This is a genomic window from Hydrotalea lipotrueae (genome assembly GCF_019249625.1).
Classification (GTDB): domain Bacteria; phylum Bacteroidota; class Bacteroidia; order Chitinophagales; family Chitinophagaceae; genus Hydrotalea; species Hydrotalea flava.
On sequence record NZ_JAESDL010000006.1, the window covers coordinates 105651 to 118852 of the forward strand.

Annotated in this window: 9 protein-coding genes; 3 read left to right on the forward strand and 6 right to left on the reverse strand. The window is 40.5% G+C overall.

Going from position 1 to position 13202, the window contains the following annotated elements; all coding sequences use genetic code 11:
• Positions 1-16 precede the first annotated feature (16 nt).
• From polA to ybeY, 6 genes are all read right to left on the reverse strand, one after another.
• Entirely contained in the window at positions 17-2845 is a 2829-nt protein-coding gene (polA, locus tag JK139_RS05895; protein WP_218330797.1) for a DNA polymerase I, read from the reverse strand.
• Positions 2846-2944: 99 nt separating this feature from the next.
• On the reverse strand, positions 2945-4264 hold the full coding sequence (locus JK139_RS05900) for an amidohydrolase family protein (protein ID WP_218330798.1): 1320 nt from the start codon (positions 4262-4264) through the stop codon (positions 2945-2947).
• A gap of 51 nt (positions 4265-4315) precedes the next feature.
• Positions 4316-7390 (reverse strand): amidohydrolase family protein, encoded by a 3075-nt coding sequence (locus tag JK139_RS05905; protein WP_218330799.1) that lies wholly within the window; start codon positions 7388-7390, stop codon positions 4316-4318.
• A 159-nt stretch (positions 7391-7549) separates the two neighbouring features.
• Positions 7550-8590 carry a proline iminopeptidase-family hydrolase gene (locus JK139_RS05910; RefSeq protein WP_074420922.1) on the reverse strand — a complete coding sequence of 347 codons (1041 nt, stop codon included), beginning with the start codon at positions 8588-8590 and terminating at the stop codon, positions 7550-7552.
• A 37-nt stretch (positions 8591-8627) separates the two neighbouring features.
• Positions 8628-10496, reverse strand: a complete 1869-nt coding sequence (mnmG, locus tag JK139_RS05915; protein WP_218330800.1) for a tRNA uridine-5-carboxymethylaminomethyl(34) synthesis enzyme MnmG — start codon at positions 10494-10496, stop codon at positions 8628-8630.
• A gap of 119 nt (positions 10497-10615) precedes the next feature.
• Positions 10616-11131, reverse strand: coding sequence for an rRNA maturation RNase YbeY (gene ybeY, locus JK139_RS05920; RefSeq protein ID WP_228733139.1), 516 nt, complete (start codon positions 11129-11131; stop codon positions 10616-10618).
• A 75-nt stretch (positions 11132-11206) separates the two neighbouring features.
• On the opposite strand from ybeY, the gene JK139_RS05925 reads away from it, so the two are divergent.
• The 3 genes from JK139_RS05925 (at position 11207) to JK139_RS05935 (ending at position 12980) form a co-directional block, all read left to right on the forward strand.
• Positions 11207-11455: a FeoA family protein gene (locus JK139_RS05925; RefSeq protein ID WP_074418424.1), complete on the forward strand. Its 249-nt coding sequence runs from the start codon at positions 11207-11209 to the stop codon at positions 11453-11455.
• The gene (nadD, locus tag JK139_RS05930) at positions 11452-12027 is read left to right on the forward strand and encodes a nicotinate (nicotinamide) nucleotide adenylyltransferase (protein ID WP_074420920.1); all 576 of its coding nucleotides are present in this window, start codon (positions 11452-11454) and stop codon (positions 12025-12027) included. The genes JK139_RS05925 and nadD overlap by 4 nt, the downstream gene beginning before the upstream one ends.
• Positions 12028-12089: 62 nt before the next feature.
• Positions 12090-12980 carry an OmpA family protein gene (locus JK139_RS05935; protein ID WP_218330801.1) on the forward strand — a complete coding sequence of 297 codons (891 nt, stop codon included), beginning with the start codon at positions 12090-12092 and terminating at the stop codon, positions 12978-12980.
• The last annotated feature ends 222 nt before the right edge of the window (positions 12981-13202 follow it).

Here is a 13202-nt window from a genome sequence, read left to right on the forward strand (position 1 = left end):
TGCCATACACCATCCATCAATGTGCTTCTAACCAGTTTTTACCAATGCCTATTTCTGCTTCAATGGGTATTTTGTTGGGCAATATCAATGCTTCCCGCATGTTGTTTAAAATAAGGGGCTGAATCATTTCCAATTCTTCGGGTACCACATCAAAAACCAACTCATCGTGTACCTGTAAAATCATCACCGACTTAAATTTTTCTTTGCGCAGGGCGGCATCTATTTTTATCATGGCCAATTTAATCATATCTGCTGCCGTTCCCTGTATAGGCGAGTTAATGGCATTGCGTTCTGCATATCCGCGAACGGTAAAGTTGGCGGAATTAATGTCTTTTAACCAGCGCTTTCTGCCCATCAGTGTTTCTACATAACCATGCTTTTGTGCAAAGGCAATGGTATTTTCCATATAGGCCGTAATGCCCGGAAATTCTTTTTTATAATTGTCGATAATTTCTTTGGCTTCGGTACGGGAAATGCCCAGATTATCGGCTAAACCAAAAGCACCCTGACCATAAATAATGCCAAAATTTACACTTTTGGCTTTGTAGCGCATTTCTTTGGTTACGGCTGTTTCATCAATGCCATATACTTTCGCTGCCGTTGCGGTATGAATGTCTTTTCCGGCTTTAAAGGCAGTACACATATTGGTATCGCCGCTAATGGCAGCTACAATGCGTAATTCAATTTGTGAGTAGTCGGCACTTACTATAAATCGGTTCTTTTCACGGGGAATAAAAGCTTTTCTGATTTCCCGGCCCCGATCACTGCGGATGGGTATATTTTGCAAATTGGGATTGTTGCTACTTAACCGCCCGGTTACAGCTACGGCCTGTGCATAGGAGGTATGTACCCGCCCGGTGATGGGGTGAATTAATGCAGGCAGCGCCTCTACATAGGTAGAATTCAGTTTGGTGAGCTCCCGGAATGCCAGAATATCTTCTACAATTTTATGGCCCTTTGCCGCCAGCTTGGTCAATACATCTTCACCTGTTTGGTATTGGCCGGTTTTTGTTTTTTTGGCAGATGGGTCTAATTGCAGTTTATCAAATAACACTTCGCCCAATTGTTTGGGTGAGGCGAGGTTAAACCGAACGCCGGCTTGTTGGTACACGCTTTCTTCTGCCGCTTTGGCTTCGGTGGCTAAGGTTTTACTGTAAGCATTTAAAAAATCAACATCAACGGCTACGCCTTCATATTCCATCCGGGTAAGTACGGGCACCAGCGGATTTTCTATCTGGTCCAATACCTGCTGCACTTGTTTTTCTTTTACCAACGGCAACAAAACCTGTTTTAATTGCAGGGTTATATCAGCATCCTCTGCCGCATATTCTTTTATCTTTTCCAATTCTACATCCTGCATATTGCCTTGCCCTTTACCCTTTTTGCCAATCAGTGTTTCTATAGAAATGGGTTGATAATGTAAATACTGTTCGCTCAATCCATTCATATTGTGTTTGCCATCGGGCTCAATTACATAATGAGCCAACATGGTATCTAAAATTTTACCTTTTAACTCAATACCCTGCCATTTTAAAACCAATAAATCGTATTTAATATTTTGGCCTATCCACAAAACAGCTTCATGATTAAATAGTGGCAGGAACTGTTGTAACAATGCAGCGGCGGCTATTTTTTCTTTGGACACCGGTACGTAAAAGGCTTCGTGTGGGCGATAGGCAAAACTCATACCTACCATTTGCGCCAGATTTGCATCTAAGCCTGTTGTTTCGGTATCAAATGCTATTTCTTTTTGCTGCAATAAGGTTCCCACTAAATTGTGAATAGCAGCAGGTGTGTTCACTAAATGATAAGTGTGTTCTGTATTGCTGCTGTCTTTTATTCCAAAATTTTCAACTGACGGTGTAGGGCTGACGTAGGTGGTCGGTTTGCTACCATTGTTTGTTTGAGTAGCCACCGGTGCACCAAACAAATCGGTTTGTATGGCCTGCGGCGCAGTGGTAAATGCGGGCAAATCTTCTCCCAATACTCTTTTGCCTAAGGTTTTAAATTCTAAATCGGTAAATACTTCAATTAGTTTTTCTTTATCGAATGGCTTTAATCGAAAATTTTCTTCATGAAAGCTAACCGGCACATTGGTAATAATGGTAGCCAATTTTTTACTGATGATGGCGCTTTCTTTCCCGGCTCTGATTTTCTCACCCAGTGCTCCTTTAATATTGTCGGCGTTGTCCAATACATTTTCCAGCGTGCCATATTCTTTTAATAATTTGGCGGCTGTTTTTTCGCCAATTCCGGGTATACCGGGAATATTGTCTACTGCATCGCCCATTAAACCTAACATATCAACTACCTGACTAATGCTATCGATATTCCATTTTTCACAAACTTCTTTCGGGCCCATCAATTCTACATTACCCCCCTGGTAGGCCGGTTTATAAATCGTAATGCCATCGCGTACCAACTGGCCATAATCTTTATCGGGGGTTACCATAAATACTTCATAGCCTGCATCGTGTGCTTCCCAGGCCAGTGTACCAATTACATCATCTGCTTCATAACCGGGAATACCGATAACGGGAATGTTGAAGGCTTGTATAATTTTTTTTATATCAGGAATGGCAGCCAGTAAATCTTCCGGAGTTTCCTGACGGTTGGCTTTATAATCTGCAAAATCGGTGTGCCGCTCGGTAGGCCCTTCCATGTCAAAGCATACGGCCAAATGGGTAGGCTTTTCCTTGTTCATTAACTCAATTAATGTATTGGTAAATCCAAACTGCGCATTGGTATTTTTGCCTTTGCTGGTTATTCTGGGGCTGCGTATCAATGCATAATAAGCGCGAAAAATGAGCGCAAACGCATCTAATAAAAACAATTTTTTCTGCATAACAGCTAAGGTATAGAAATGCGCGGAGGCGAAAAAGAAAAGAGGCTGCCATTTGTGGTGTGGCAACCTCTTTTTGGTTTTTGTGCATATTGGGCTCCACTACTGCGTTAAACCATATTTGGTTAAATATTTTCTGTTCAGTTCGGTTTGTTTGTTTTCTAAACTCACTTCTCTACCCTGAATAAAGGCATGGCGGATGATGCTGGAATGCATATCTAATATATCTCCATCACTTACAACAATATTGGCATCTTTTCCTGCTTCAATAGAACCGGTTTTGTCATCAATGCCTAAAATTTTGGCGCTGTTTAGGGTAATGGCTTGTAAAGCCTGTTCTTTGGTTAATCCATAAGTAGCTGCCGTTCCGGCATTAAACATCAGGTTGCGGTATCGGGCTTCATCAAATGCATCGTTCAAAGCAAATAAAACGCCGGCTTTTTGCAATTCGCCGGGGGTTTTATAGGGCTGGTCTACATCATCATCTTCTGTTGTAGGCAAGGCGTGTTCCTGATTTAAAATTACTGAAATATCATTGGCTTTCAATAAATCGGCAATCTGGTAGCTATCGCTGGCGCCTACAATGGTTACTTTAAATCCAAATTCTTTTGCAAAATCAATGGCAGCCAGCATTTGTTTTACCTGATCAGCATGAACGAACAAATGTTTACTTTGATTGAACAAGCCTTTTACGGCTTCAAACTTTAAATTGGTTTGTGCATGTTTGCTTTCTGCCAAATAAGCTTTAGCCTGACGAAAAAAGTTTTTCAATTCTTCTATTTTTTCGTAGGCAGCTTTAGCGGGGTCGGTCATATTAACTGGGTTTACGGCACCAAATCTTCTACCGGGGCGACGAATAAAGCTGGGCATATTCATGTGAATATTATTGTCCATTTTATAAGCGGCATCTTCCCAATTCCAGGCATCTAATTGTACAACAGAAGAGGAGCCGCTAATGCTGCCGCCTTCGGGTGTTACACTCGCCAATAGTATACCGTTGGCTTTAAGTGTATTAATGATTTTTGAATCGGTATTATAAGCTACTATAGACCGTACATTCGGATTCAGGTCGCCCAATTCTAAATAGTCATTACTGCCACGTACGCCATTGGCTATTTCTTTTAAACCTAAATCGGTATTGGATAAAATTAAGCCGGGATATACCTGTTTGCCGGTAGCATCTACTTTTTTGGCATCGGCAGGTATGGTAACTTCTGTGGTATGTATTGCCACTATTTTTCCATTGTTTACTTCAATAGTAGCTTTATCGATTACACTGCCATTGCCAACATGTACGGTACCATTGGTAATAAACAACCGACCCATATAGGGTTTTGCAGGCAAAACATCATCTTGCGCAAAGGCGGCAGCGTTCATCAGGAACAAGGCTGCAAGTATGAGGGTTATTTTAATATTTTTCATGATTCCTAATTTTTTGATGTAAGGTTCATTCTATGATTGGAATGAATTGATTTATTTGTTTTGAGAAATGGTTTCTAAAGTGGCGGATGAAATACCATCATCTTCGCTAATATCAATTGTTATCATGCCATCATGATGGTCGTGATCACCACAACTTAATACATATTGCCAACTGGGTTGTGCCGGTATTACCGGAGTGCCGTTTCTTTTTTCACCAATCATTTTCTGAATAAGGCGGTTGCGCTCTTCCAGAATTTTTTTTCGCAATTGTGCATCTCTTTCCCTGTCAAAATAAACAATACCATCCACAATGGTTTTTTGTGCCGAAGCATAAATGCTCAACGGATTTGCTGACCAAATTACTATATCTGCATCTTTGCCTTCTTTAATACTGCCCACTTTGTTATCTACATGTAAAGCTTTGGCGGGATTAATGGTTACCATTTTCAAAGCATCTTCTTCGCTCATGCCGCCATATTTAATTGATTTGGCTGCTTCCTGATTTAAACGGCGTGCCATTTCTGCATCATCTGAATTGATACAAACATTCAATCCTACTTTATGCATAATAGAAGCATTGTATGCAATGGCATCTTTTACTTCATTTTTATACGCCCACCAATCAGAGAAGGTAGAAGCGTTGGCACCATGTGCTTTCATTTTATCGGCCACTTTATATCCTTCTAAAATATGGGTGAAGGTGTTGAAACGAAAACCAAAACGTTCTGCTACCCGCATTGCCGAAGTAATTTCGCTTTGTACATAGGAATGGCAGGTGATAAATCGTTTTTTATTGAGAATTTCGACCAATGCATCTAATTCCAAATCTCTCCGGGTACCTGCAGGATCTTTTTTCATGGCAGCTTCATAATCCAATGCACGGGTAAAGGCATCTACCAATACCTGTTCTACCCCCATACGTGTATCAGGGAAACGGTTATTGGCAGGCGATGTGGTGCGTTTAACGTTTTCGCCCAATGCAAATTTGATAAAGGGATCAGCGCCTGCAAACTTCAACTGCTCATCATCGGCGCCCCACCGTAATTTAATTAATTGGGTTTGGCCGCCAATGGTATTGGCCGATCCATGTAATATATGCGAGGTAGTTACGCCACCACTTAACTGGCGGTAAATATTAATATCGTCAGGATTCAGGTTGTCGCCAATTCTTACTTCAGAAGTAACAGATTGTGCGCCTTCATTAATTGAGGCAGCAGCAATATGCGAGTGTTCATCGATGATGCCCGGTGTTACGTGCATACCGGTTGCATCAATTACTTTGGCTGAGGGGTCGCTTAAATTTTTACCCACTTTGGATATTTTGCCATTTTTAATTAATATATCGGTATTGGTAACTACCCCTTCTTTTTCGTTGGTCCATACCGTACCATTTTTAATGAGCAGGGTTTGTTGTTTCGGCATTTCTTCAAAGCCATAACCATCAAACGGATAGGTTACTTTTGCCATTGGTCTGCTTTGCATTCTTTTTCTGTTATTGGCTGTTTCTGCAGGTAATGGTTTGGTATAGGTGGCTGTCCAGGTAAAGGCATTGCCCATATCATCTTTTCCGGTACCACTCCAGTTTTCTTTCAGTGCCAGGCCGCTTAATAAATATTGTCCGGTTCGGTGTGGGCGTTCGCCTTCAGCTTTTTTATTGCCTTCCAAAGCAAATTGCATTTTTACTGCTTTACCATCATAGCTCAATTTCACACCAACGGTATCGGCTTGTAGTATTTGTGCAGTAGTGCTATTTTTTACCAACAAATTGTATTGCTGTGTTCCCTTGGGTGTATGAATCGTCAAAGTATATTCTCCACTAACGGTGTTCCATTCTGCAGGGTTAATGGCATAGTTTTTTCCCTGGATCCAGTTTTCAACTATTTTGGTATTCTCATCAAATACCGGACCAGTGGTAATAATAAAGTTGGCTAATTTACCTGCATCTAAGCTGCCTACTTTATCGTACACATTCAGCAGGGTAGCGGGTATTTTGGTTAATGCTTCCAATGCGGTTTTTTCAGAAAGACCATCGGCAATGGCTTTCCGTAAGTTGGGCATAAATTGTTTTACATCTTTTAAATCGCTGGTGGTTAAACAAAAAAGCACATTGGCTTTTTCAAAAGCAGCGGGATTGGTGGGAGCCAGTTCCCAGTTTTTCATATCGGCCAGCGACACAAAGCGGGCATCGTTGGGGTCTTCTACATCCAATGCCTGGGGAAAATTAAGCGGTAAAATATACGTTGCTTTAGAAGCAATTATTTCGGGCATGCGCTGATATTCATTACCACCACCTTTAATAATATATTGTACTCCAAATTCATCCCCAATTCTATCGGCACGTAAATCGTTCCATTTATCGTCTGCTTCAAATATTTGTGGTAACGACTGAATATTATTCCAGGCTTCTAAAGACAAATTGGTACCTTCAGTGGCCGGTTTATTTTTATACCATTTGGCATCTAAATAGGTTTGGCGCAATAATGCTATGGAACCCATTAAACTGGTAGGGTAGCTTTGGGTGGAACTGCCTTTGCTGAAGGAATAATGGGCAGATGCTTTTTCTTTCACTACCACAAAATTATCGGCCTCATTGGCTAAAGTAACCACTGTACCGGTTCCGCGGGCTATCCCATCTTTTACATGGGTTAATACGGTACCAAAACCCATCATCCGATAGGATTCGGCTTTTTTATCGTCGGCATTAAACTGATCAATGGCATTTACCTGTGGCTTAATGGCCTGGTTCCAGCCATAAGCGCCTTTGATATTCGAAGTAAACTGGGTGGGAGCCATATAATTAAAGCCGCCGGAAGGACGGATGGGTTCGGTTACGCCATAATCGGTATAGACATCTATAAACGAAGGGTAAAGGTATTTGTTCTTGCAATCTACTACTACCGCATCATCAGGTATGGTTACTGCATTGCCAACTGCCAGTATCTTGCCCTCTTTTATCAATAAAGTGGCATTGTTAAGGGTGGTTTGCGCATCTTTAACAATGGTGGCATTAATAAACGCATACGCTCGGGTTCGGGGGTCTGCTACCCCGTTTACCGGAAAGGTTTCCTGTGCATGTACCAGTAGGCCAATAATAAGCCCCAGTAGCAGAAGTTGTACTTTTCTCATAATCTTTGGTTTTGAAGTAAGGATGTTTAAAGCTACTATTTTTGATTTAGGAATAAAACCGCTCATCATTTTTTCGGTGATAAACCTGATTTTTACAGTTAACGCCATAAAAAAAGCGAGGGAAAAACTCTTCGCTTTTAATTATATTAAAATATTATATTATTTAAGATTGCCATTGTCCACCTCTTTAATAAAGCTGATAACGCCGGGATAAAAATGTTGCTGGTCATCCCACATGGCTAAATGGCTGCCTTCGGGGCAATACAAATAGCGGCCATGTTGTACCTGTTTGCTCATCCAGCTCATGTGGTCGGGGTCCATTGTATCGTATTTGGCGCCTACCACCAAAGTAGGTACGACAATTTCTTTCAGGCGGTCTTTGATATCCCAATTGGCTAAGCGGCCTGCAATGCCAAATTCTGAAGGGCCCTGCATCATGGTATAAATGGTTTCATTTACATGTTTAAAGGCGCGGTTTACCGGATCGGGCCATTCGGCTAAACGGCACAGGTGCTGTTTGTAGAAATTGGGTAACAGCAGTTGCATGTATTTGGGATTTTTATAATCGCCGCGGGCTTCTATGGCACGAATGGTATCCAATACTTTTGGATCCATTTGTTTGGCCAGTACCTGATCGGCATATTTGCCGTAATCCGGACAACTGCTCATCATGTTACAAATAATCAATCCCTTCAGGTTTTGCTGGTATTTCAGGGCATATTGCATAGCCAGAATGCCGCCCCAAGAATTACCCAGCAAATAAAAATTATCTTTATTCAATCCCAATGCCTTTCTAACCTGTTCTACTTCTTCCACAAAGCGGGGCAGTGTCCATAAACTGCTATCGGTGGGCTGGTCGCTGTAATAAGAGCCTAACTGATCGTATTCAATCATTTCAAATCCCTCTTTGGGAAAAAAGCTTTCAAAACATTCTAAGTATTCATGCGTCATAGCCGGACCGCCATGTAACAATAATACTTTAATGGTGGAATTGTTACCAATCCGTTTGGTCCATACCCGAAAAGTGCCCACAGGGGTTTGAATAGGGATCATTTTAATTCCGGCGGTTTGTACCCCGGAATCTTGTGGTGCAAAGTATTCTTGTACGGTAACAGATTTAGGCGATGTATGACAGGCCATTAAACCACCGGCGGCCATCAGCATTAGCAATAATGCAGGTAACCAAATTTTCTTGTGCATAAGTGTTTGTTTAGATGAATACCTTAAAATTAAGGAATTATCGGCCCATATACACCATGAGTATTTGAATATCGCTGGGATTTACGCCACTAATTCTACCGGCCTGCCCAATGGTTCGTGGTTTTACTTTTTTAAATTTCTGTCTGGCTTCAGAGGAAAGGGCTTGCAGCCTATCGTAATCAAAACTATCCGGAATGATTAAATCTTCCATTTGGCTCATTTTTTCTACCAGTTCTTGTTCTTTAGCAATATAACGTTCGTACTTTATTTGAATTTCTGCCTGCTCTAAATGGTCGGCATCTTTGTTGTTGAAAACAGCCTGTAGTTCAGGCAAGCTTTGTAACATTGCTGAAAGATTAACCGAAGGGCGCAATAATAATTTAGCCGCTTTTTGTTTTTCATTCAATGGGGCAGAGGCAACGCTTTCTAAATAATCATTTATCGTATCTGGTTCTACATTGTATTGTTGCAGTTGTTCAGTAATTTGAGCTACAGCAATTCTTTTCTGTTGTACCCGGTCCATTCTTTCCTGACCAGCCAGGCCCATGCGGTAACTTATTTCGGTAAGGCGCAGGTCAGCATTGTCCTGCCGCAGCAGTGTTCTAAATTCGGCGCGGCTGGTAAACATGCGGTAGGGTTCTTCGGTGCCCTTACTAATTAAATCATCAATTAACACCCCAATATAGGCTTCGCTTCTTTTTAAAATAAATGGCGCTTCGGCTTTGGTTTTTAAGTGGGCATTGATACCGGCCATAATACCCTGGCAGGCGGCTTCTTCGTAACCGGTGGTACCATTGATCTGGCCGGCAAAAAACAGGTTTTGTATGGTTTTGGTTTCTAATGAATGGGTTAATTGAGTAGGGGGGAAGAAATCATATTCAATGGCATAACCTGGGCGGAATATTTTACAGTTTTCAAATCCGGGAACCTGCTTTAGTGCCTGTATTTGTACTTCTTCAGGTAAAGAAGTAGAAAAACCATTTACGTAGATCTCTACCGTATGCCATCCTTCGGGTTCTACAAATAGCTGGTGCCTGTCGCGCTCTGCAAATCGGTTAATTTTGTCTTCAATACTGGGGCAATATCTTGGGCCTATACCTTCAATTCTACCCTGGAACATCGGACTTCTATCGAATCCTGTTTTTAAAATATCATGAACGGTGGTATTGGTATAGGTAATAAAGCAACTTTTTTGTTGTTCGGGGCGAATGGGTACATGGGGTAAATAAGAAAATCCGGTAATGGTGTCATCCCCTTTTTGTTCTTCCATTTTGGTATAATCTAAACTTCTACCATCAACCCTTGGGGGTGTTCCAGTTTTCAATCGGTCGCTTTCCATGCCTTCGGCTACCAATTGTTCGGTAATACCGATAGCCGCTTTTTCGGCCACACGGCCACCGCCAAACTGTTTTTCACCTATATGAATCACCCCATTTAAAAAAGTACCGCTGGTTACTACCACTGCTTTGGCCTTAATTTCATGACCCAATTGGGTAATTACCCCACAGGCTTTGTTGTTGTGAATCATGAGTTGGCGTACCATATCCTGGTAAAAATCTACATTGGGTGTGTTTTCCAGCATTACCCGCCAAGTGGCGGCAAACAACATACGGTCGTTTTGTGCCCTTGGACTCCACATGGCCGGTCCTTTGCTCTTATTCAGCATTCTAAACTGAATCATGCTTTTATCGGTTACAATACCGCTATAGCCCCCCAGAGCATCTATCTCCCGTACAATTTGTCCTTTAGCAATACCCCCCATGGCCGGATTACAGCTCATTTGGGCAATGGTTTGCATATTCATGGTAATCAATAAAACCTTACTGCCCATATTGGCAGCGGCGGCAGCAGCCTCACAACCGGCATGTCCGGCACCTACTACAATCACATCGTATTCAGCAAACATCTTGTTTTGTTTTTTGCAAATGTACACCCGAATAGGGGTTTTATGGATGCATGGAATTGTTCCACGTGAAACCACTCCATTCAATCACACTAATTTGTTCCACGTGAAACGGGTAGGATTTATTGGGAAATGGATTCAAGAGCATTGATATAAAAGGCCTCTTTTTCCCGCATCAAGGTCTTTTCGCTTGCCGTTTTATCGCGATACCCACATAAATGCAGGATACCATGTATCATCACACGGAGTAGTTCTTCCTGATATGTGGTGCCATGTTGCACAGCATTTTCCTTCACGCGATCGGTACTGATATAAATTTCCGCTACAATACCGGAAGCAGGTTCTTCAGTTAAATTGAACGTTAAAATATCGGTATAAGTATCATGTTGCAGGAATTGCTGGTTCATAAACAGTAGGTGTTCATCGGAACAGAAAATATAATCCACCCGTTTGCCCAAATGTTTTTCTTTTTTAAAAATGGTAGTAAGAAAAGTTTTTAATAGGGTTTTGTTCTTCCAGTAAAAAGGCCTGTCTGCTGCATGAAAATAAATAATAGGCATGGTTTCTAATAGATGGTTAAAACCAAAATTCGTAATTAAACCCGATAAAATGGGTTTACTTTTGTGTTTTATAAACATCAGCAGAATGTCTATTTTGTATAGACCACTCAAATAAACAAACTGTAAAAAATTCACAACCTATTACATCCCATTATGAAACCATTGAGTCAGTTGAAGATTGGAGACAAAGGCACCATTACCACATTTAAAAACGATGAGCTATTCATTAAGCTGATGGAAATGGGTTGTGTGCCGGGAGAAATGATTAAGGTAGAACAAATTGCCCCATTAGGCGATCCCATTTCCATTTCCGTTGCCGGTTATTCTTTAAGCCTCCGGTTAAATGAAGCGGCAGCCATTATGATTGATAATATCACAAACGAAAAAAAAACACATTCATGAGAATTGGGCTGTACTTTGGCTCTTTTAACCCTATTCATCACGGCCATTTAATTATTGCCAGTCATATTGCCAATCATGGTCCGGTAGATCAGGTTTGGTTGGTAGTAAGCCCACAAAACCCTTTGAAACCTGCACCGGGTTTACTGAACGAATTCCACCGTTTACATTTGGCACGTTTGGCCATTGCAGCAGATGATATGCAACTGAAAGTATCGGATGTGGAATTTGGTTTACCCAAACCCTCTTATACCATTGATACCTTAACTTATTTAAGCGAAAAATATCCGCAACATCAATTTGCTGTGATTATGGGCAGTGATAGTTTTGAAAACATCCACAAATGGAAAAACCATACATTATTAATGCAGCAATATCCCTTATTGGTGTACCTGCGACCCGATCATTCTTTACCCAACCACCTACCCAAAGGAATAACGGTATTAAAAGCACCCATGCTCGATATTTCTGCAACCTATATCCGCAAATTGATTCAGGAGAAAAAAAGCATTCGCTACTTAGTACCGGAACCCGTTCGAATAGAAATTGAGAAAGCCGGATACTATGTAAAGTAAAAAGGGAATAAATTTACATTATAAATTAATTATTTTTTAATCTATTAAACAGTTTTGTCATCATGAAAACAACCAGCCTCCTCGCTCTATCCTGTACAGTATTATTGTTTGCCTGTGTTAGCCCGAAAAAACTCAGACAGTCGGAAGAAAAATACAATCAACTGAATGGTGCGTATTTAGAACTGCAACAGAAGTACCGCGACTGCCAGGGAAATTTGAGCGCTTCAGACGATGAAATCAAAGGCCTTCAAAATCAAAAAAGTATTCTGGTAGGGCAAATTGGTGACTTAAACAAGCAGGTAGATTTTTTGAAACAAAACAATACACAGGTATTGAATCAATTAAAAGATTTGTCGGTTATTTCGGCATCTCAGGCAGAAAGTATTAAAAAATCAATGGATAATATGAGTTCTAAAGACAGTTACATACAACAATTACAAACCACTATTGCACAAAAGGATTCCATGAATATGGCATTGGTGATGAATTTAAAAGGCGTATTAGGTAATTTAGAGGATAGTGATATTAATATTAAAGTTGATAAAGATGTAGTGTACATTGATATTTCTGATAAACTATTGTTTAAAAGCGGCAGCTACGATGTAACCGACCGGGCTAAAGTAGTATTGGGTAAAGTAGCCAAGGTACTCAATAACCAACCCAATATAGAATTTATGGTAGAAGGCAATACAGACAGTATTCCGTTTAGAAACGGATTATTATTAGATAACTGGGATTTAAGTGTAAAACGTGCCACTTCAGTAATACGTATTTTACAAAATAATTATGGCATTGATCCAAAAAGAATTACGGCTGCAGGACGCGGTCAATACGTGCCCGTTGCCTCAAACAATACTCCAGAAGGAAGAGCTGCAAATCGCAGAACCAGAATTATTATTTTACCACAGTTGGATCAATTCTTTAAGTTATTAGAAAGACCAAAAACCAACTAATATCCATCCATTCCATAAAAAAGGTTGCTTTATTAAAATGAAGCAGCCTTTTTTTTATGATAGCATCAAGATAAAATAAACACAGTAAATAAAAAAAAACAGCAAAAGTAACACAATAAAATAAATTAATTAGTAAAATTATTATATAAAATAAAAATAGTAATCAATATACAAAAAATTTATCCACACTGGTCTGTGTACATCCCTTTTAAACCTGTTAGA

Bases quoted from the DNA above. Each gene is read 5' to 3' on its own strand.
- polA (WP_218330797.1), bottom strand. From the start codon at position 2,845: ATGCAGAAAAAATTGTTTTTATTAGATGCGTTTGCGCTCATTTTTCGC.
- JK139_RS05900 (WP_218330798.1), bottom strand. From the start codon at position 4,264: ATGAAAAATATTAAAATAACCCTCATACTTGCAGCCTTGTTCCTGATG.
- JK139_RS05905 (WP_218330799.1), bottom strand. From the start codon at position 7,390: ATGAGAAAAGTACAACTTCTGCTACTGGGGCTTATTATTGGCCTACTG.
- JK139_RS05910 (WP_074420922.1), bottom strand. From the start codon at position 8,590: ATGCACAAGAAAATTTGGTTACCTGCATTATTGCTAATGCTGATGGCC.
- mnmG (WP_218330800.1), bottom strand. From the start codon at position 10,496: ATGTTTGCTGAATACGATGTGATTGTAGTAGGTGCCGGACATGCCGGT.
- ybeY (WP_228733139.1), bottom strand. From the start codon at position 11,131: ATGTTTATAAAACACAAAAGTAAACCCATTTTATCGGGTTTAATTACG.
- JK139_RS05925 (WP_074418424.1), top strand. From the start codon at position 11,207: ATGAAACCATTGAGTCAGTTGAAGATTGGAGACAAAGGCACCATTACC.
- nadD (WP_074420920.1), top strand. From the start codon at position 11,452: ATGAGAATTGGGCTGTACTTTGGCTCTTTTAACCCTATTCATCACGGC.
- JK139_RS05935 (WP_218330801.1), top strand. From the start codon at position 12,090: ATGAAAACAACCAGCCTCCTCGCTCTATCCTGTACAGTATTATTGTTT.